This is a genomic window from Saccharopolyspora sp. NPDC050642 (genome assembly GCF_040654735.1).
Lineage (GTDB): Bacteria > Actinomycetota > Actinomycetes > Mycobacteriales > Pseudonocardiaceae > Saccharopolyspora > Saccharopolyspora elongata.
Genome location: NZ_JBFAIN010000017.1, coordinates 117,507 through 135,956 on the forward strand (window position 1 = coordinate 117,507; position 18,450 = coordinate 135,956).

17 protein-coding genes are annotated in these 18,450 nt (G+C 70.4%); 7 read left to right on the plus strand and 10 right to left on the minus strand.

The genetic code is table 11. From position 1 onward, the window contains the following. Positions 1 to 21 precede the first annotated feature (21 nt). From AB0H93_RS25055 to AB0H93_RS25075, 5 genes are all read right to left on the minus strand, one after another. The gene (locus AB0H93_RS25055) at positions 22 to 1,020 is read right to left on the minus strand and encodes an alpha-ketoacid dehydrogenase subunit beta (protein ID WP_358302905.1); all 999 of its coding nucleotides are present in this window, start codon (positions 1,018 to 1,020) and stop codon (positions 22 to 24) included. Between the two features lie 111 nt (positions 1,021 to 1,131). Then, the gene (gene pdhA, locus AB0H93_RS25060) at positions 1,132 to 2,232 is read right to left on the minus strand and encodes a pyruvate dehydrogenase (acetyl-transferring) E1 component subunit alpha (RefSeq protein ID WP_358575569.1); all 1,101 of its coding nucleotides are present in this window, start codon (positions 2,230 to 2,232) and stop codon (positions 1,132 to 1,134) included. 22 nt (positions 2,233 to 2,254) lie between these two features. Beyond that, positions 2,255 to 3,715 carry a dihydrolipoyl dehydrogenase gene (gene lpdA / locus AB0H93_RS25065; protein WP_358575570.1) on the minus strand — a complete coding sequence of 487 codons (1,461 nt, stop codon included), beginning with the start codon at positions 3,713 to 3,715 and terminating at the stop codon, positions 2,255 to 2,257. Positions 3,716 to 4,041: 326 nt separating this feature from the next. Then, positions 4,042 to 5,265, minus strand: a complete 1,224-nt coding sequence (locus AB0H93_RS25070) for a M20 family metallopeptidase (RefSeq protein WP_358575571.1) — start codon at positions 5,263 to 5,265, stop codon at positions 4,042 to 4,044. Next, positions 5,262 to 6,551 (minus strand): MFS transporter, encoded by a 1,290-nt coding sequence (locus AB0H93_RS25075; protein ID WP_358575621.1) that lies wholly within the window; start codon positions 6,549 to 6,551, stop codon positions 5,262 to 5,264. Before AB0H93_RS25075 ends, AB0H93_RS25070 begins: the two co-directional genes overlap by 4 nt. A gap of 115 nt (positions 6,552 to 6,666) precedes the next feature. On the opposite strand from AB0H93_RS25075, the gene AB0H93_RS25080 reads away from it, so the two are divergent. Next, entirely contained in the window at positions 6,667 to 7,707 is a 1,041-nt protein-coding gene (locus AB0H93_RS25080; RefSeq protein ID WP_358575573.1) for an Lrp/AsnC family transcriptional regulator, read from the plus strand. 32 nt (positions 7,708 to 7,739) lie between these two features. On the opposite strand, the gene AB0H93_RS25085 is transcribed toward AB0H93_RS25080, so the two are convergent. Beyond that, the gene (locus AB0H93_RS25085) at positions 7,740 to 8,945 is read right to left on the minus strand and encodes a M20 family metallopeptidase (protein ID WP_358575574.1); all 1,206 of its coding nucleotides are present in this window, start codon (positions 8,943 to 8,945) and stop codon (positions 7,740 to 7,742) included. A gap of 18 nt (positions 8,946 to 8,963) precedes the next feature. After that, positions 8,964 to 10,238, minus strand: coding sequence for an MFS transporter (locus AB0H93_RS25090; protein ID WP_358575576.1), 1,275 nt, complete (start codon positions 10,236 to 10,238; stop codon positions 8,964 to 8,966). 105 nt (positions 10,239 to 10,343) lie between these two features. Here AB0H93_RS25090 and AB0H93_RS25095 point away from each other — a divergent pair, with 105 nt between their 5' ends. Next, a complete protein-coding gene (locus tag AB0H93_RS25095) occupies positions 10,344 to 11,378 on the plus strand; it encodes an Lrp/AsnC family transcriptional regulator (RefSeq protein WP_358575577.1) in 1,035 nt (344 codons plus the stop codon). Here AB0H93_RS25095 and AB0H93_RS25100 read toward each other — a convergent pair. Next, positions 11,375 to 12,583 (minus strand): helix-turn-helix domain-containing protein, encoded by a 1,209-nt coding sequence (locus AB0H93_RS25100; RefSeq protein ID WP_132492089.1) that lies wholly within the window; start codon positions 12,581 to 12,583, stop codon positions 11,375 to 11,377. The genes AB0H93_RS25095 and AB0H93_RS25100 overlap by 4 nt on opposite strands. 35 nt (positions 12,584 to 12,618) lie before the next feature. Then, positions 12,619 to 13,467 carry an acyl-CoA thioesterase II gene (locus AB0H93_RS25105; protein ID WP_358575578.1) on the minus strand — a complete coding sequence of 283 codons (849 nt, stop codon included), beginning with the start codon at positions 13,465 to 13,467 and terminating at the stop codon, positions 12,619 to 12,621. 80 nt (positions 13,468 to 13,547) lie between these two features. Here AB0H93_RS25105 and AB0H93_RS25110 point away from each other — a divergent pair, with 80 nt between their 5' ends. Further along, positions 13,548 to 14,285: a GntR family transcriptional regulator gene (locus tag AB0H93_RS25110; protein WP_358575579.1), complete on the plus strand. Its 738-nt coding sequence runs from the start codon at positions 13,548 to 13,550 to the stop codon at positions 14,283 to 14,285. Positions 14,286 to 14,531: 246 nt separating this feature from the next. On the opposite strand, the gene ligD is transcribed toward AB0H93_RS25110, so the two are convergent. Further along, positions 14,532 to 15,527, minus strand: a complete 996-nt coding sequence (gene ligD / locus AB0H93_RS25115; protein WP_358575580.1) for a non-homologous end-joining DNA ligase — start codon at positions 15,525 to 15,527, stop codon at positions 14,532 to 14,534. Between the two features lie 178 nt (positions 15,528 to 15,705). Here ligD and AB0H93_RS25120 point away from each other — a divergent pair, with 178 nt between their 5' ends. From AB0H93_RS25120 to AB0H93_RS25135, 4 genes are all read left to right on the plus strand, one after another. Continuing rightward, on the plus strand, positions 15,706 to 16,452 hold the full coding sequence (locus AB0H93_RS25120) for a thioredoxin domain-containing protein (RefSeq protein WP_358575582.1): 747 nt from the start codon (positions 15,706 to 15,708) through the stop codon (positions 16,450 to 16,452). After that, positions 16,449 to 17,078: a vitamin K epoxide reductase family protein gene (locus tag AB0H93_RS25125; RefSeq protein WP_358575583.1), complete on the plus strand. Its 630-nt coding sequence runs from the start codon at positions 16,449 to 16,451 to the stop codon at positions 17,076 to 17,078. Before AB0H93_RS25120 ends, AB0H93_RS25125 begins: the two co-directional genes overlap by 4 nt. A gap of 94 nt (positions 17,079 to 17,172) precedes the next feature. After that, a complete protein-coding gene (locus tag AB0H93_RS25130; RefSeq protein WP_358575584.1) occupies positions 17,173 to 17,613 on the plus strand; it encodes an ATP-binding protein in 441 nt (146 codons plus the stop codon). Further along, positions 17,610 to 18,428, plus strand: coding sequence for a SigB/SigF/SigG family RNA polymerase sigma factor (locus AB0H93_RS25135; RefSeq protein WP_358575585.1), 819 nt, complete (start codon positions 17,610 to 17,612; stop codon positions 18,426 to 18,428). The genes AB0H93_RS25130 and AB0H93_RS25135 overlap by 4 nt, the downstream gene beginning before the upstream one ends. Positions 18,429 to 18,450 lie beyond the last annotated feature (22 nt).

The following is an 18,450-nucleotide window of genomic DNA, read 5'->3' on the forward strand; positions in this document are numbered from 1 at the left end:
TTCCTCGGGTGAGCACAGGCCTCAGCGGCGACGGCGGCCGACGGCGTCCAGCGTCTGGTGGACAGCGGTCGTGAGGGACTCGGCGGACGGCAGTGCGGCCCGCTCCAGCGGCTTGGCGTAGGGCAGCGGGACCTCCGCCGCAGCGACGCGACGCACCGGGGCGTCCAGGTAGTCGAATGCACCGTCCGAAATGGACGCCGCGACCTCCGCGCCGATGCCGTAGGTCAGCCAGTCGTCCTCGGCGATCACGGCGCAGCCGGTCTTGCGCACCGACTCCACGACGGTGTCGCGGTCCAGCGGCCGCAGGCTGCGCAGGTCGACGACCTCGGCGTTGATGCCCTCTTCGGCCTGCAGCTTCTCGGCGACCTGCTGGGCGACCATGGCCATCCGCGAGTAGCCGATGATGGTGATGTCGGTGCCCTGCTTGGTCACCTTCGCCTTGCCGATCTCGGCGGGCTCGACGACGTCCGGGACCTCGCCCTTGGTGTTGTACAGCGCGAGGTTCTCCAGGAACAGCACCGGGTCGTTGTCCCGGATGGACGCCAGCAGCAGCGCCTTGGCGTCGGCCGGGGTGCTCGGCGCGACGACCTTCAGGCCCGGCACGAACGCGTAGTACAGCTCGATGTTCTGCGAGTGGGTGGCGCCCAGCTGCTGGCCGCCGCCGCCCGGCGTGCGCAGCACCATCGGCACGCTGGTCTGCCCGCCGAACATGCCGTAGATCTTGGCCGCGTGGTTGACGATCTGGTCCAGCGCGATCAACGAGAAGTTGATCGTCATCAGTTCGACGACCGGCCGCAGGCCGAGCATGGCGGCGCCGACCGCGGCGCCGACGAAGCCCTCTTCGGCGATCGGGGTGTCGCGCACGCGCTTTTCGCCGAATTCCTTCAGCAGCCCGGCGGTGATCTTGTAGGAGCCTTCGAAGACCCCGATTTCCTCGCCGATGAGGAAGACGTCCTCATCGCGCAGCATTTCTTCGCGAAGCGTGTCGTGCAACGCTTGGCGATAAGAGATGACGGCCAAGGGTTTTTCTCCTGCACAAAAGCATTGGTGAACCCCGTGGATCTCTCCATTGGCGTCGGGGAGATCCACGGGATCTGTGGCGGGGTGTCGCGAATTCGCGGGGCAGAAGCCTCAGAAGACCGGGTCGGCCGGCAGGCGCCGCGAGTCGTTGGCCACCGGGGTGGCGTAGGTGTAGTCGAACAGCGTCGAGGGGTCCGGGTGCGGGCTGTCGTCGGCGAACGCGACCGCCGCGTCGGCCTCGGCCTGCGCCTTGCGCTCGATCTCCACGGCGGCGTCCTCGTCGAGGATGCCCGCCTCGATCAGCTCGGCCCGGAAGTTCGCCACCGGGTCGGCCTGCTTGGCCTTCTCGATCGAGTCCTCGCTGCGGTACTTGGCCGGGTCGACCACCGAGTGGCCCTTCAGCCGCTCGCTGACCGCCTCCAGCAGCGCCGGGCGGCCGTTCTCACGGGCCTCCTCGACCAGGCGGGTCGCCGCGTCGCGGACGGCCAGCACGTCGTTGCCGTCCACCCGCTCGCCGTGCATCCGGTAGGCGGCGGCGCGCTTGAACAGGTCCGGCTCGGCGGAGGACTTGTCGACCGTGGTGCCCATCCCGAGCTGGTTGTTGATCACCACGAACACCACCGGCAGGTTCCACAGCGCGGCGATGTTCAGCGCCTCGTGGAAGGCGCCGATGTTGGTGGTGCCGTCGCCCATCTGGCACATCACGACCTGGTCGCCGCCGCGGTAGTCGATGGCCATCGCCGCGCCGGTGGCCAGCGGGACCTGCCCGCCGACGATGCCGTACCCGCCCAGCAGCCCGGCCTCGACGTCGAACATGTGCATCGAGCCGCCCCAGCCCTTGGAGGTGCCGGTGGTGCGGCCGTACAGCTCGGCCATCACGCGGCCGGGCTCGATGCCCTTGGCGATCGCGTAGCCGTGCTCGCGGTAGTTGGTGAACAGCAGGTCGCTCTTGCGCAGCGCCCGCATCAGGCCGACGACGGTGGCTTCCTCGCCGAGGTTGAGGTGGCAGTAGCCGCCGATCTTGGCCTGCGTGTAGCCCTGGGCCGCGCGCTCCTCGAAGCGGCGGATCAGGGTCATCTCGTAGAAGTAGTCCTTCAGGAGCTCCGGCGACTCACCGGCGAACCGTCCGCCGCCGGAGCCGCGTACCGAACCGGCGCGGCGCGACTTGGCGGCGCGAGTGGCGGGTTTGGTGCGGGTAGCAGTCTGTGCCATCACAGATCCCCTTCTCGTTCGCTCAGCGCTTCTTCGGCGGCGCGACGTGGACCGGCAGGCCGAGCGCGGACATCGCCGCCTCCATGCCGATCTCGCCCAGGGTCGGGTGCGCGTGGATGGTCTCGGCGAGTTCGTCGAGGGTGGCCTCCAGGGCCATGGCGAGGGCGCCCTCGGTGATCAGGTCGCTGGCGGAGTGCCCGATGATGTGCACGCCCAGCACCTCGCCGTACTTCTTGCCGGCGACGATCTTCATGAAGCCCTCGGTGTCGCCGTAGCTCTGCGCGCGACCGAGCGCGGCGAACGGGAACTTGGCGGCGACCACCTCGTGCCCGGCCTCGATCGCCTTGGCCTCGGTGAGCCCGACGCTGGCGATCTCCGGGTGGGTGAAGGTGGCGGCCGGGATGACGTTGTAGTCGATCGCGGCGTGGTGCCCGGCGATCGTCTCGGCGGCGACCACGCCCTGGTGCGACGCGACGTGCGCGAGCAGCGCCTTGCCGGTGACGTCGCCGATCGCGTAGACGTGCTCGACGTTGGTGCGCAGCTTGTCGTCGACGGTGATGAAGCCGCGCTCGCTGGTGGCGACGCCGGTCTTCGCCAGGTCCAGGTTGGCGGTGTTGGGCTTGCGGCCGACGCCGACCAGCACCACGTCCGCGTCGATCTGCTGCGGCTTGGCGCCGTCCACGGTGACCTTCAGGCCGTCGGCGGCCTGGTCGACGCGGGACACGGTCGCCTCGGTGAGCACCTTGATGCCGCGCTTGGTGAACGAGCGGCCCAGCGCCTTGCCGACCTCGACGTCCTCGGCGGGCACCAGGGTCTTCTGCATCTCGATGATGCTGACCTCGCTGCCGAGGGTGGCGAACAGGGTCGCCCACTCGGCGCCGACCGCGCTGCCGCCGATGATCGCGATGCGCTTCGGCACCTCGGTGAGGCCGAAGGCGCCGTCGGAGGTGATCACGCCGGGCAGGTCCGCGCCGGGCAGCGGCAGCTGCACGGGGACCGAGCCGGTGGCGATGATGACGTCGCGGGCCTTGACCTGCTCGATGGGCTGCGCGCCGGCCGGTTCGGCGGCGTAGCGCGGGCCGTCGGCGCCCAGCGGCGACTCACCGGTGGCGTAGACGTCCACGGTGGTCGGGCCGGTGAACCGGGCGTGGCCGTTGATCACGGTGACGCCGTTGCTCTTGAGCAGGCCGGCGACGCCGTCGGTGAGGCCCTTGACGACGGCGCTCTTGCGACGCGTGATCGCGTCGTAGTCGACGGTGACGTTCTCGACGTTCACCCCGAAATCGGCCGCGTGCAGCACGGTTTCGTACACCTCGGCCGAACGCAGCATCGCCTTGGTGGGGATGCAGCCCCAGTTCAGGCAGACCCCGCCGGGCCGCTCCTTTTCCACCACGGCGACCGCGAGGCCGCGCTGCGCGGCCCGGATCGCGGCGACGTATCCGCCGGGGCCACCGCCCACCACGAGAAGGTCGAACTCCTGCACTTCGCTGTGCTCCTTTGACTGCACGCGCCGGTTACGGAAAGCCCGGATCGAGCGGGCAATTCTCACTGTGAGTGTCGTGAGCACGACCACTCCCGCGCTATGCCCGCTCGCCCAGACTTCTCGGACAACGGATGTGCAAACCGCACATTCCCACGCGTGACACACACAACATGTAACGCGATCATCACCGACAGTACTCGAGACGCCGATCACATGACTCGAGACACACCTAGGCACGAAAAAGCAAGCGGCGGCGCCGACTCGAAGTCGACGCCGCCATCAGCAGACCGAAATTTGCGTTTTGACCGGATGTCACGCTTGCACAGTCAAGCGCCCGACCCGGTGGTATCTCGACCGGCCTGCTGCCTCCGGACGGCCAGCGCGGCGTACGCGGCCGCGCCGTCGCCGAGCACCGCGTCGTCGAACCGGGCTCGCGGCGAGTGGTTGTTCGGCGCCTGCTCCGGGTCGAGGTCTTCCGGGCAGGCGCCCAGGGAGATCATCGCTCCGGGGATCTCGTCGAGCACCCGGGAGAAGTCCTCCGAAGCGCCGAGCGGCTGGGGGGCCGGGGCGAAGCGGTTCTCGCCGTGCAGCTCCCGCAGGGCGTCCGCGACGAACTCCGCCTCCGCCTCGTCGTTGACCGTCACCGGGTACTGCTCGACGAATTCCGCTCGCACCTCCGCCCCGTGCGCCGCGGCGATGCCCTCGCAGACCTGGACCGAGCCGTCCTTGACCACCGACTGGGCGTGCGGGGAGAAGGACCGGACGGTCGCGGCGAAGGTGACCTCGTCGGGGATGACGTTCTCCTGGGTACCGCCGTGGATCATGCCCACCGTCAGCACCACCGGGTCGAAGATGTCGAACCGGCGGGTCACGAAGGCCTGCAGCGCCAGGACCATCTCGCACGCCACCGGCACCGGGTCCACCGCCCGGAACGGCATCGAACCATGCCCTCCCCTCCCCCGGACGGTCACCACCAGCCGGTTGGACGCCGAGAGCATCGGCCCGCCGCGGGTGGTGAAGAGACCACGGCGCAACGAGGAGATCACGTGCAGCGCGTAGGCCGCGTCGGGCTTGCGCCCGGAAGCGGACAGGAGGCCCTCCTCGAGCATCCGCGCCGCGCCGTCGTAGCCCTCCTCGCCCGGCTGGAACATGAACACCACGTCGCCGGCGAGCTGATCCCGGCGCGGCGCCAGCAGTTTCGCCGCGCCCAGCAGCATCGTCGTGTGCAGATCATGACCGCAGGCGTGCATCCGGTCGTCGTCCGCGGCGAAATCCAGCCCGGTCGCCTCCACCACCGGCAGCGCGTCCATGTCCCCGCGCAGCAGCACCGTCGGACCCGGTCGCGAGCCGCGCAGGACCGCGGTGACCGAGCTGAGCCCGGTCCCCGTCGACACGTCCAGGCCCAGTCCGTCCAATTCGGACAGCACGCGTTCCTGGGTGCGCGGCAGCCGCAACCCCAGTTCCGGAAACCGGTGCAGATCATGGCGAATCCGCACCAGGTCCGGATGCAGGGCGCGGGCGTCGTCCACCAACGCCGGCAGGGCGATCATGACAGTCCCTTCTCTCGGGAACGGGCACCGAGCACCGCGGTCCCCAGCAGCGTGATGACGGCGGTGCCGGCGGCGAACCACGGAACCGCGGGCAGGTGCCCGAACGCCGCGAGCCCCTCCGCCAGCAGCGGGAAGGTGCCGCCGAACAGCGCCACCGCGAGGGTGAACGGCACGCCCATGGCCACCACTCGCACGGCCACCGGGAAGACCTCGCTGTAGAGCACGTTCGCCACGGCCGTCGTGGGTGCGACGCCGAGGACGAGGTAGCAGGTCGCCACCGCCCACATCGGCAGCCAGCCCTGGGCGAGCGCGGTCATCAGCGGAACCGTGCTCAACGCCAGCAGCAGAGCCCCGATGCGGAACACCCTCATGCCGCCGAAACGATCGGCCAGCAGCCCGGAAACGACCATCGCGGCGATCAGCGCGAGCAGGCTCGGGATCATCTCCAGGTTGGACGCCGCGGAATGCGCGACGCCGACCTGCGCGGCGTACTCCGGGAGGTAGACGGTCCCGAAGTAGACCCCGACGGTGGTGCCGGTGGTCATCAGGAACACCGCGAGCATGCCCCGGGCGTGATCGAGCGCCTTCGGCCGCGGTGCCGCGGCGCGCCTGCCCGCCTCGAACTCCTCGCTCTCGGCGGCAGTGCTGCGCACCCAGAACGCCAGGACGCCGAAGAGGGCCGCGACGACGAAGCCGATCCGCCAGCCGCCGTCGACGACCCCCTGCTCGCCCAGCACGAGCAGCAGCGCGCCGACGACGGCGAAGCAGAGGATGTTGCCGATGAACGCGCCGCAGTAGGAGAGGCCGCTGTAGAGGAACCTGCGGTGCTGCGGCGCGGTTTCGGTGATGTAGGCCGCGACGCTCGGGTTCTCCCCACCCATCGCGATCCCCTGCAGGGCGCGCAGCAGCACCAGGACCACCGGAGCCACGACCCCGATCGTCGCCGCGGTGGGCAGCGCCGCGATCAGCAGGCTGCCCAGGCAGATCGTGCCCATGCTGACGATCAGCGCGAACCGGCGGCCGCGCACGTCGGCGATCCGGCCGAGCAGGTAGCTGCCCATCGGGCGGACCACGAAGCCCACCGCGAAGCCCGCATAGGCCGCGAGCAGCTTGGTCAGCTCGTCGTCCCCGGCGAACATCTGCGATGCGAAGTACGGCGCCAGCACCGCGTAGATCGTCCAGTCGAACGACTCGACGATCCCGCCGACCGTGCCGGCGATCAGTTCGCGACGCCCCTTCGGGGAAACCGCCGCTCGCCCTGGCCGCGCTGCCAGGGCCCCATCCACCTGCGCCAACACTCACCTCCGAGGTGTGTTCGTGCCGAGCAGAGTGCGATCCGGTGTAGTTCACCGAAAGGAACCTGGACGAGAATGCAGGAAAAAGCGCGAGGACTGGAGGGCGATGCAGGAAAAGGAGAAGGCGCTGGACGAGCTGGACCGCTCGATCCTGCACGCGCTGCAGATCGCACCCCGCGCCTCGTGGACCGAGGTGGGCCGGGTGCTCGACGTGGACGCGGTGACCGCGGCGCGGCGCTGGGACCGGCTGCGCGGCACCGGCCGGGCCTGGACGACCTGCTACCCGGGCGTCCGGCTGATCGACGCGATCTTCACGGCCTACGTCGAGATCGACGTGCAGTCCGGCCGGGCGATGGAGGTGGCCCGAACGCTGGCGAACTACCCGCAGGTGGCCACCGTCGAACACCTCGCCGGCGGGCGGGACCTGCTGATCATGGTGCTGGTCCAGGACCTCGGCGCGCTGTCGGAGCTGGTGTCCGAGCGCATCTCCGCGCTGCCCGGAGTCGCCCGCACCCGCGCCGCGCTGGGCACCCGGGTGTTCACCGAAGGCTCCCGGTGGCGACTGCGCAGCCTCACCGCCGCCCAGCAGCGGCAGCTGGCCCGACCGGCCGCCGACCGGCCGCGCGCCGACCTCGACGAGCACGACCACCGGCTGATCACCGCCCTGTCCCGGGACGCCCGGGCGCCCGCGGTCGAGCTGGCCCGGGAGACCGGGCTGAGCGCGCCGAACGTCCGCCGCCGCATCGCCGGGCTGGCGCACCACGGCGACGCCGTGCTGCGGTGCGAGGTCGCCCGCGGCCTCACCGGCTGGCCGATCGCCGCCACCCTCTGGGCCAGCGTCCCGCCCGGCGAGCTCGACAAGGTCGTGCAGGGCCTGAGCGCGCTACCCGAACTGCGGATGTGCTCATCGGTCACGGGCCCGCACAACCTGCTGTTCACGCTGTGGCTGAAGTCCGTGGCCGACCTGGCGCGCCTGGAAGCGCTGCTGGCCGACCGCCTGCCCCAGCTGCACCTCGTGGACCGGGCGGTGACGCTGCGCATGGTGAAGCTGATGGGCCGGCTCCTGGACGAGGACGGCCACGAGTCCGGCTGCGTCCCGATCGACCCGTGGTCCCCGCCGAAGCAGCTGCCGGATCCCCGCGGGTAGGGGCGGCACCGAATCGGCACCGCCCCTGCGGGTCAGTCGCCCGACTGCTGGCGTTGCACCGCCAGCGCCGCGTATGCGACGGCTCCGTCGCCGAGGACTGCGTCGTCGAATCGGGCTCGCGGCGAGTGGTTGTTCGGCGCGTTCGCCACATCGAGGTCGTCCGGGCAGGCGCCGAGGGCGATCATCGCGCCCGGCACCTCGTCGAGCACTCGGGAGAAGTCCTCGGAACCGGCGACCGGGTTGGGCGCCGGGGCGAAGCGCTCCTCGCCGTGCAACTCGCGCAGGGTGTCGGTCACGAACGACGTCTCGGCCACGTCGTTGACCGTCACCGGGTACAACTCGACGAACTCCGCGTCCAGCTCGGCTCCGTGCGCGGCCGCGATGCCTTCGCACACCCGGATCGAGCCGTCCTTGACCACCGCCTGCGCCTGCGGCGAGAACGACCGGACCGTCGCGGCGAAGGTGACCTCGTCGGGGATGACGTTCTCCTGAGTACCGCCGTGGATCATGCCCACCGTCAGCACCACCGGGTCGAAGATGTCGAACCGGCGGGTCACGAACGACTGGAGCGCGGTGACCATTTCGCACGCCACCGGCACCGGGTCCACCGCCCGGAACGGCGCCGAACCGTGGCCGCCGCGCCCGCGGACGGTCACCCGCAACCGGTTCGACGCCGAGAGCATCGGCCCGCCGCGAGTCGTGAACACCCCGCGCTTGATCCACGACGACATCACGTGCAGGGCGTAGGCCGCGTCGGGCTTGCGGCCGCTGGCGCCGAGCAGCCCCTCTTCGATCATCCGCGCCGCGCCGTCGTAGCCCTCCTCCCCAGGCTGGAACATGAACACCACATCGCCTGAGAGTTGATCCCGGCGCGGGGCGAGCAGTTTCGCCGCGCCGAGCAGCATCGTGGTGTGCAGGTCGTGCCCGCAGGCGTGCATCCGCCCGTCGCCGGCGGCGAAGTCCAGCCCGGTCTCCTCCGCGACGGGCAGCGCGTCCATGTCCCCGCGCAGCAGCACCGTCGGGCCGGGTCGGGCTCCGCGCAGCACCGCCGTGACGGAGCTGACCGATTCCCCGGTGGACACCTCCAGCCCCAGACCATCCAATTCGGACAGAACCCGTTCCTGGGTGCGCGGCAGCTGCAACCCCAGCTCCGGAATCTGGTGCAGGCCGTGGCGGATCTGCACCAGATCCGGGTGCAGTGCACGGGCGTCGTCGAGCAAGGTCGACAAGGAAGTCATGGCAATCCTTCTCCGAATTCAGTCCTGTTTGAACAGCGCGGTGCCCACCAGCGCGATGACGGCGACGGTGGCGGCCACCCAGGGCACCGCGGCGAGGTACCCGGCCGCGCCGAGGCCTTGCGCCAGCAGCGGGAAGGTGCCGCCGAACAACGCGATCGAGAGGGTGGACGGGACGCCCATGCACACCACCCGTACCTCGACCGGGAATCCACGCGCGGACAGCACGTTGGCCAGCGCGATGGTCGGCGCGACGCCGAGCACCAGGTAGAGGGTCGTCACCGCCCACACCGGCAACCAGCCCTGCGCGAGCGCCGTCATCAGCGGCACCGTGCACAACGCCAGCAGCACCAACCCGATCCGGAACACCCGCATGCCACCGAAGCGGTCCCCCAGGATCCCGAACAACGCCATCGCGGCGATCAGCAGCAGCAGGCTGGGGATCATGCTCAGGTTCGAGCTCGCGGCCGGCGCCGCACCGACCTGCGTCGCGTACTCCGGCATGTAGGTCGTGCCCAGGTAGTAGCCGACCGTCACCCCGGTGGTCATCAGGAAGACCGCGACCATGTTCCGCATGTGCCCGGCCAGCTTCGGCCGCTGCGCTTCGCGCTTGCCGCTCTCGAACTCGCCGCTCTCCGCCGCGATGCTGCGCACCCAGAACGCCAGCACGCCGAACACCGCCGCGATGACGAACCCGATCCGCCAGCCGCCGTCCACGACGCCGGGCTTGCCCATCACGAGCAGCAGCACGCCCACGACCGCGAAGCACAGGACGTTGCCGATGATCACGCCGCTGTAGGACAGGGCGCTGAACAAGAACTTGCGGTTCGACGGTGCCGTCTCGCTGATGTACGCGGCCACGCTGGGCGCTTCCCCGCCCATCGCGACGCCCTGCAGCGCCCGCAGCAGCACCAGCAGCGCCGGAGCCGCGACGCCGATCGACGCCGCAGTGGGCAGCAGCGCGATCAGCAGGCTGCCGAGGCAGATGGCGATCATGCTGACCATCAGCGCGAACCGGCGGCCTCGCACGTCTGCGAGCCGCCCCAGCAGGTAGCTGCCGAAGGGCCGGACCACGAAGCTCACCGCGAAGCCCGCGTAGGCGGCCAGCAGCTTGATCAGCTCGTTGTTCCCAGCGAACATCTGCGACGCGAAGTACGGCGCCAGCACCGCGTAGATCGTCCAGTCGAAAGACTCGACGACGCCGCCCACCGTGCCGGCGAGCAGCTCCCGGCGCCCCTTCGCCGGGGCCGCCGATCTCCCTGGTCGCGCTGCCAGGGTTTCGTCCACCTGCGTCACGCTCACCTCCGAGGTGCTTTCGTTCGGAGCAGCGTGCGACCCGGCGGCGAAGATCGATAGAAACCCGCGCGAGAATGCACGGAAAAGCTCGAAGGGCAGGTCCGGATGCACGAAACGTCACTCGACGAGCTGGACCGCTCGATCCTGCACGCGCTCCAGATCTCGCCGCGCGCCACCTGGACCGAGATCGGCGGCGTGCTCGGCGTGGATTCAGCCACCGTCGGGCGGCGCTGGGAACGGCTGCACGCGGCGGGTCTCGCCTGGACGACCTGCTACCCCGGGATGCGGCTGGCCGGCTCGATCTGCATGGCCTTCATCGAGATCGACGTGCAGTCCGGGCAGCAGGTGGCGGTCGGCCGCGAGCTCGCGACCTACCCGCAGGTGATCACCGTCGAGCACATGGCGGGCGGCCGGGACCTGCTGATCACCGTGATGATCCGGGATCTCGGCGCGCTCTCCGAACTGCTGTCCGACCGCATCTCGCCGCTGCCGGGCGTCGTGCGCACCCGCGCCGCGCTGGGCACCAAGGTCTTCACCGAGGGATCCAGCTGGCGGCTCCGCGCGCTGACACCGTCCCAGCAGCGCCGACTGGCCCGCCCGACCGCGACGGACCTGCCGCCCGCGACCGACCTCGAAGAACGCGACCGAAGGCTGATCACCGCGCTGTCCCGCAACGGCCGGGCGACCGCGGTCGAGCTCGGCCAGGAGACCGGCCTGAACGCGCCCAGCGTGCGCCGGCGGCTGGCCGGGATGACGCACAACGGCGGCCTGTCGCTGCGCTGCGAGATCGCGCGCGACCTGACCGACTGGCCGGTCTCGGCGAGCCTGTGGGCGAGCGTGCCGCCGGGACAGCTGGACAAGGTGGTGCAAGGCCTGCGGGCGCTGCCCGAACTCAGGCTGTGCGCATCCGTCACGGGCCCGCAGAACCTGCTGTTCACGGTGTGGCTGAAATCGGTGGCGGACGTGGGCCGCCTGGAAGCGCTACTCGGCGAGCGCCTCCCCCAACTGCAGCTGGTCGACCGAGCGGTGGCGCTCCGGCAGGTCAAGCTGATGGGCAGGCTCCTGGACGAGGACGGCCACGCCGGGGGCTGCGTCCCGATCGACCCCTGGCTGCCGCCGAAGTCCCTGCCCGCCGCCTAGTCGCGGAGGCCGTCGCGGAGGCGCAGCGCGGACAGCGCCAGCGACAGCGACACGTACGCCGAGCGGCCGTAGAGGGGCTGGCCGATCAGCGACGTGATGCGGTGCAGGCGGTTGAGGACCGTGTTGCGGTGGCAGTGGAGGCGGACCGCCGCGTTGGCCGTCGAGCAGTTCTCCTCCAGCCACGCCGCCAGGGTGTCCAGCAGCATGTCGCGTTCCTTGACCGGCAGCTCGAGGATCGGGCCGAGCTGGGACTCCAGCATCCGCTGCGCCAGGTCCGGCGACTGCACCAGCAGCGCCTCCGGATACCGCTCCTCCAGGGTCACCAGCTCCGCGGCGCCGTACGACGAGGTGCCCAGCGTGGTGAGCGCGAGCTGGTGGGCGAGCCCCACCTCCGCGAGACCGCGCACCGGCGGCGACACCGCGACCCGGCCGCGCGCCAGCGGTCGCAGCGCGTCCAGCGCGAGGTCCTTGCTCCGCTGCTCCAGCGCCACCAGGCCCACCAGCGAATCGGCGCGCACCTGCCACACGGAGCGGAAGTGCAGGGCGCTCAAGGCGTCCTGGTGCCCGCGCAGCGCGAAGCCGCCGTCGCTGGTCAGGTCGGCGACGATCGCCAGGTACCGCCCGCCGGTGGGCAGGTCGAGCTCCTTCGCGGTGCGCTGCGCGAAGGCGATGTCGCGCGCGCGACCCGCGAGCAGGTCCTCGACCATGGCGTGGCGCCGCTGGTCGTCGCGGCGCAGCCGCTCCAGCTCGGTGTTGCGGTAGGACGTCGACAGCGTCGAGGACAGGCCGTCGATGACCGTCCAGATCGACGTCGCGACGCCCAGCACCGAGTCGGGGTCGGCGCCGTCCTGGTGCGCCTGGTCGACCAGCGCCTCCCAGGCGATCCGGCCGCCCAACCGGAACGTCCGCAGCATCACCTCCAGCGGCACGCCCTGCTCGGCGCGGCGGCGGCCGATCGCGGCCGCCACGTCGTCGCCGTCCGGCCCGGACACCTCGCCGCTGAGGATCTGCAGGATGCGTTCGAGGTACTGCCGGCAGCCCTCCCAGAGGTCCTCCTTGGGAACGGGGCTGTAGTCGGTCCACTCCGGGTTGTCGGTGAAGATCGCGGCCATCAACCGCTCGGTGAGAGCGGGCACGTCGGCGAGGCGGGCCCGGGCCAGCGCGTGGGTGACTTCGGCGGCGGAGTCGGCAGGATCTGCTACCACACCCAGGAACGATACCGGCCACCCGCTGCTGTTCTTCACCGCTCGATCCGCAGTAGTCCTTCCTGGGCGACCGTCGCCACGTGGCGGCCGGAACGGTCGAAGACGTTGCCGCGTCCAAGCACCCGACCGCCCGCCGCAACCGGGCAGTCCTGGTCGTAGAGCAGCCACTCGTCGGCGCGGAGGTCTTCGTGGAACCACATCGCGTGATCCAGACTGGCCAGCTGCAGCCCCTTGGCGTGCCGGTCGACGCCGTGCAGCAGGAACACCGGCTCCAGCAAGGTCATGTCCGAGGCGTAGGCCAGCGCGCAGGCGTGCAGCAGCGGATCGTCCGGCAGCTTCTCCGGGGCGCGCATCCACACCAGGTGCCGGGAGGCGTCGCTCGGCTCGACCGGCGGCGGGTACGGCGGGTCGTCGACGTGGCGGAGCTCGATCGCGCGGGGCTTGCGCCACCAGTCCGGGACCGGCACGTCGGAGTCGGCGAAGCGCTCGTGCAGCGGCAGCAGCTCCTCGGGCTCGGTGGCCCGCGGGAATTCCGCCTGGTGCCGCACGCCGTCGCGGCCGCGCTGGAAGGAGACCAGCGCGGTGAACACCTCGACCCCGCCCTGGCGGGCGATCACCCGCCGCGCCGAGGTGGCCCCGCCGTCCCGGATTCTGTCCACTGTGTACTCGACGAGGTCGGTCGGGTCCGCGGGCCGGACGAAAAGCGCGTGCATCGAGTGCACCGGCCGGTCGTCGGCGACCGTGCGCCCCGCCGCGGCGATCGACTGGGCGAGCAGCAGCCCGCCGAACAGGCGGAGCTTCGGCATCGGCTGGGTGCGACCGAGGAACCGGTCGGCGTCCAGCTCGGCCAGGTCGAGCAGGTCCTGCAAGCGGGGTACGTCCATGACCCGAATCAACTACGCACAACGGGTGGTATCAAGTTGCACGTGACAGGCGACACAACCGGCGGATCAGGAGCGGCCGAGTGGTGATCGAGGCTGCGATGCGCGCACGCTCCCCCCGGCTTCCCGACGAGCTGGCCGGCCGGCTGCGGGAAGGGATCATGACGGGCCGGCTGCGGCAGGGCGATCACCTGCACCTGGAGCGGCTCGCCGAGCAGCTCGGCGTCAGCGTCACACCGGTCCGGGAGGCGCTGCTGGCCCTGCGCGGCGAGGGCTTCGTCGACCTCGAACCGCGCCGCGGGTTCACGGTGGCGCCGCTGAGCCGACAGGACTTCGAGGACGCGCACCGCCTGCAGGCCACCATCGCGGGCGAGCTCGCGGCCCGCGCCGCGCGCCAGATCGACGCCGAGCGGCTCGCCGAACTCGGTGCCCTGCTGGAGGAAATCCAGATGGCGAGCCGGTTCGCGCTGCTCGACATGGGCGAGCCGGTGGCCCGCTTCCACACCGTGATCTGCCGGGCCGCCGAGTCGCCGAAGCTGGCCTGGTTCCTCGGCATCGCGGTGCGCTACACGCCGCGCAACACCACCGCCGACGTGCCCGGCTGGCGGGAGATCGCGGTGGCCGACCACCAGAACCTGCTCACCGCGCTGCGCCACCGGGACCCCGCCGGCGCCCGCGCCGCGATGCACCAGCACATCACCCATACCGGACAGTTACTGATCCATCACCTGCAGCAACTGGGCTTGTGGTCCGAGGCTCCCGAAAACCCACCCCCACCAGGGAGTTCCGCATCACACCTGGAACATGGCGAAGGTCGCTAACGTTAAACCCCCTCGTGGCGACACCCAGGTGAGACGCCAAACGTGGCGTTCGCCGCATTCGCCTTTTCTGTTCCTACGCGAGAATCCGGGGGCCCCAGCCATGCAGAGCAACAGCCGCACCTTCGTGTCGGTTGTCGGAACGGTGATGATGGTCGTGACGACCGTTCTGCTCGCTACGTGGAGCCCCCCGCAATCGGAAACACAGGTAAATCCGGCGGCGAACCAGGCCACGATCGTCCTGGACCACTAGGTCTCCCGGACCACGTCCTGCGGGCGCTTGTCGTTGCGCAGCCCCGAAAATCGCGGGTGCCGCAGCTTCCCGTCCCCGGTCCACTCGGTGAACCCGATCTGCGCGACCAGCTCCGGCGCCACCCAGTGCGCGCCGGGCTCGGTCACCGGGTCGGCGAACGGTGAGCGCTCGCGGGCCAGTTCGTCCAGCCTGCCGCGCAGGTCCCGCAGCGTCCGCTCGTCGTAGCCGGTGCCGACCTTGCCCGCGTAGCGCAGCCGCGATTCCTGGTAGTAGCCGACCAGCAACGCTCCGAAACCGAACCGGGATCCCTTGGGGTCGGTGTAGCCGCCGATGACGAATTCCTGATCGGCGACGCACTTGAACTTCAGCCAGTCGCGGCTGCGCCCGCCGTGGTAGGCCCGGTCGGCGCGCTTGGCGATCAGGCCCTCCCAGCCGCGGCGGCACGCTTCGCGGAAGAACGCCTCGCCGTCGCCCGCGCGGTGCGCGCTGAACCGCAGCGGGTCGGTGAAGTCGAAGCACTCGCGCAACAGGCGCTTCCGGGAGCGCAGCGACAGCCTCGTCAGGTCGACGCCGCCGAATGCGATCAGATCGAACACGTAGTAGTGAACCGCGACACCGGTGCGGCGGGCCGCCCGCGGATCGGTGAGGTTGAGGCGCTTCTGCAGCCGCGCGAAGCTCGTCCGGTCGCCCTCGAAGGCGACCATCTCGCCGTCCAGCACGAACCGGTCGGCGCCCTGCGCGGCGAGCGCGTCGATGATCTCCGGGTAGGAGGCGTCGACGCGCTTGTGGTTGCGCGACCACAGCACCGGCCGGTCGCCGTCGCAGCCGGCGATCACCCGCGCGCCGTCGAGCTTGCGCTCGAAGATCCAGTCCGGATCGGAGAACCGGTGGTGGGTCAGGGTCGCCAGGGCCGGCTCGTGCCAGGTCCCGCCGGGCCAGGACCGCAGCAGGCCGCGTTCGGAATCGTCCAGGAGGCGCAGCGGATCGTTCATCGTTTGCGGAATACCCGCCGAATTCGTCGGCGCAAACCGGTTCAGCTGAGAGCCAGCTGTGAACGGCCTGTGAGTTGGACCCCGCGAGAGTTCCCAATCGGGTTAATGCGCGAAACTGGACGCGCCGTCCTCACCCGCAATACCAGCGGGCCCGACCGCCGAAGGTGAAAAGCACGCGATGTCGAAGAACAAGAATCCCGTGACCGAGAAGAGCGGGCTGTCCACGAACGTCATCCTCACCATCGTGGTGGTTGTCGTAGCCGTCGTGGTGATCGGAGGCGTGCTGCTGTTCAGCCGCGGCGGTTCGGAGGACAACGCGTCCAGCGGGCCCGCGGTGGCGGCGGAGATCCTGCGCAAGCCCGACAGCCACGTGCTGACCTCCGCGCCGGACAACAAGGTCACCGTGGTCGAGTTCCTCGACTACCAGTGCCCGGGCTGCCACTCGTACTACTCGGGGCTGACCAAGCAGGTCGAGAAGGACTACGCGGGCAAGATCACCTTCATCACCCGCAACTTCCCGCTCGGCATGCACCCGCTGGCGAGGCCGGCCGCGCAGGCCTCCGAGGCCGCGGCGGTGCAGGGCAAGTACAAGGAGATGTACCACGCCCTCTACGACAACTACGACGCGTGGGCGGTGGCGCCCGACGGCCAGAACATCAGCACCGACGAGGCCAAGGCGCGCGGGCTGTTCGACCAGTACGCCCAGCAGCTCGGCCTCGACCTCAACAAGTTCCACCAGGACATGAACTCGCCGCAGGTCAACGCCAAGATCGACGCCGACGTCGCCGACGGCGAGAAGGCCGGGGTGCAGGGCACGCCGACGATCTTCATCAACGGCAAGGAGTTCGACGCGGGCAACATCCAGACCTTCCAGCAGCTCAACGACGCCTTCCGCGGCGAGGTCGACAAGGAGCTCGCGAAGTGACCACCGCCCACGCCGTCGAGCCGGCGCCCGCCGAGCGATCGCACCCTGGCGGCGCGCCGCGCGGCCTGGGCTGGCTGTACGTCGTGGGCGGCCTCATCGGCTTCGTAGGATCGTTCGCGCTGATCCTGGAGAAGCTGCAGAAGCTGGCGAACCCCGGCTACGTGCCGACCTGCAGCATCAACCCGATCATCTCGTGCGGTTCGGTGATGGACAGCGCCCAGGCGGCGGTGCTCGGCTTCCCGAACCCGCTGATCGGGGTGGCGTCGTTCCCGGTGGTGGTCACCGCCGGGGTCGCGGCGCTGGCAGGGTTCCGGCCGCCGCGCTGGTTCTGGCTGGGCATGCAGCTCGGCACCACGCTGGCGGTCGGCTTCATCCACTGGCTGGTGGTGCAGAGCCTCTACGAGATCGGTGCGCTGTGCCCGTACTGCATGGTCGTGTGGGTCGTGACCATCCCGCTGTTCTGGTACACGACGCTGCACAACCTCGAGGCGGGCAACTTCGGCGGCGGCAAATCCATCGGCGTGGCGCTGCGCCGGTTCCACAGCGTGGTGCTCGCGGTGTGGTATCTGGTCATCGTGGTCCTGATCCTGCAGCGGTTCTGGGACTACTGGACCACCCTGGTGTAACCGGCGGGCCGTCCGTTTGTTCGGTCCGGGCCTCGGGTACCAGGTGACTGTGAGTGAGGTGTGCGCCGCACCGACCGAGACGAGGTGGCCCGGGATGAGCGTGGAACGCGAGCTCGCGCACGTCGAGCCGGAGACAGCCGCGGCGAATCTGGTCGAGGTCCGCATCGCGGCCGAGCCCGCCCAGCTGGCGGTCATGCGGGCCGTCGTCGGTGATCTCGCGATGCGCGCCGACTACGACGTCGACACCATCGCCGACCTGCGGCTGGCCGTGGACGAAGCGTGCTCGTCGCTGGTCCGGCTGGCCGCCCCGGCCGCGACGCTCGTCTGCCGGTTCCGCCTCGCCGGCGACCGGCTGTCGGTCACCGCCGAGGTCATCAGCGACGATGCGTTCGGGCCCCGCAAGGACACCTTCAGCTGGCGCGTGCTGAGCGCGTTGGCCGACGTTGTGTCAACCTCGGTCGAGTCGGATCCGGCTGTCAACGGCAGCCACCTGGTGCGGATCGAGTTGACCAAGGGACGGACGGCCCACGTGTGAAACGAGCGGACTCCAAGCCGACGGCACACTCGCGCAACGAGCGCTACGACCGGCTGGCGCCGCTGTTCCGCGAGCTCGCGAAGCTGGGCAAGGAGGACCCGCGCCGCAGCGCGCTCCGCGAAACGCTGGTGACCGAGCACCTGCCGGTGGCCGAGCACATCGCCCGCCGCTTCAGCCACCGCGGCGAGTCGCAGGAGGACCTCACCCAGGTCGCCACGCTGGGGCTGATCAACGCGGTGGACCGCTTCGACCCGGAGCGCGGCGTGGACTTCCTGTCCTACGCGGTGCCGACGATCATGGGCGAGGTGCGCAGGCACTTCCGGGACACCGGCTGGGCGGTGCGGATGCCGCGCCGGCTGCAGGAACTGCACCTGTCGGTGTCGGCGGCGATCGCCCGGCTGTCGCAGGAGCTGGGCCGCGCGCCGACGCCGAGCGAGCTGGCGAAGCACCTCGGGATCGGCACCGACGACGTCTACCGCGGCCTGGAGGCGGGCAACGCCTACCGCAGCGCCTCGCTCGACGAGCTGCTGACCGACACCGACGAGATCCCGCTCGGCGACGCCATCGGCTCCGACGACGCCGAGCTGGCCGAGGTGGAGAACCGCGAGATGGTCCGGCCGCTCCTGCAGGACCTACCGGACCGGGAGCGCCGCATCCTGGTGATGCGCTTCTTCCGCGGCATGACCCAGACGCAGATCGCCGAGCAGATCGGCATCTCGCAGATGCACGTCTCCCGCCTGCTGGCGCGAACGCTCGGCTTCCTCCGGCAACGCCTGGAGGAAGACCAACCGGCCGAAACCGCCGCCGAGCAGTAGCCGGGCCCGGAAATGGGGAAGC

What these genes read in the sequence shown, in the direction of transcription:
- AB0H93_RS25130 (WP_358575584.1), top strand. Translation starts at nt 17,173, where the DNA reads ATGAGCGTGGAACGCGAGCTCGCGCACGTCGAGCCGGAGACAGCCGCG.
- ligD (WP_358575580.1), bottom strand. Translation starts at nt 15,527, where the DNA reads ATGAACGATCCGCTGCGCCTCCTGGACGATTCCGAACGCGGCCTGCTG.
- AB0H93_RS25095 (WP_358575577.1), top strand. Translation starts at nt 10,344, where the DNA reads ATGCACGAAACGTCACTCGACGAGCTGGACCGCTCGATCCTGCACGCG.
- AB0H93_RS25105 (WP_358575578.1), bottom strand. Translation starts at nt 13,467, where the DNA reads ATGGACGTACCCCGCTTGCAGGACCTGCTCGACCTGGCCGAGCTGGAC.
- pdhA (WP_358575569.1), bottom strand. Translation starts at nt 2,232, where the DNA reads ATGGCACAGACTGCTACCCGCACCAAACCCGCCACTCGCGCCGCCAAG.
- AB0H93_RS25080 (WP_358575573.1), top strand. Translation starts at nt 6,667, where the DNA reads ATGCAGGAAAAGGAGAAGGCGCTGGACGAGCTGGACCGCTCGATCCTG.
- AB0H93_RS25120 (WP_358575582.1), top strand. Translation starts at nt 15,706, where the DNA reads ATGTCGAAGAACAAGAATCCCGTGACCGAGAAGAGCGGGCTGTCCACG.
- AB0H93_RS25085 (WP_358575574.1), bottom strand. Translation starts at nt 8,945, where the DNA reads ATGACTTCCTTGTCGACCTTGCTCGACGACGCCCGTGCACTGCACCCG.
- AB0H93_RS25070 (WP_358575571.1), bottom strand. Translation starts at nt 5,265, where the DNA reads ATGATCGCCCTGCCGGCGTTGGTGGACGACGCCCGCGCCCTGCATCCG.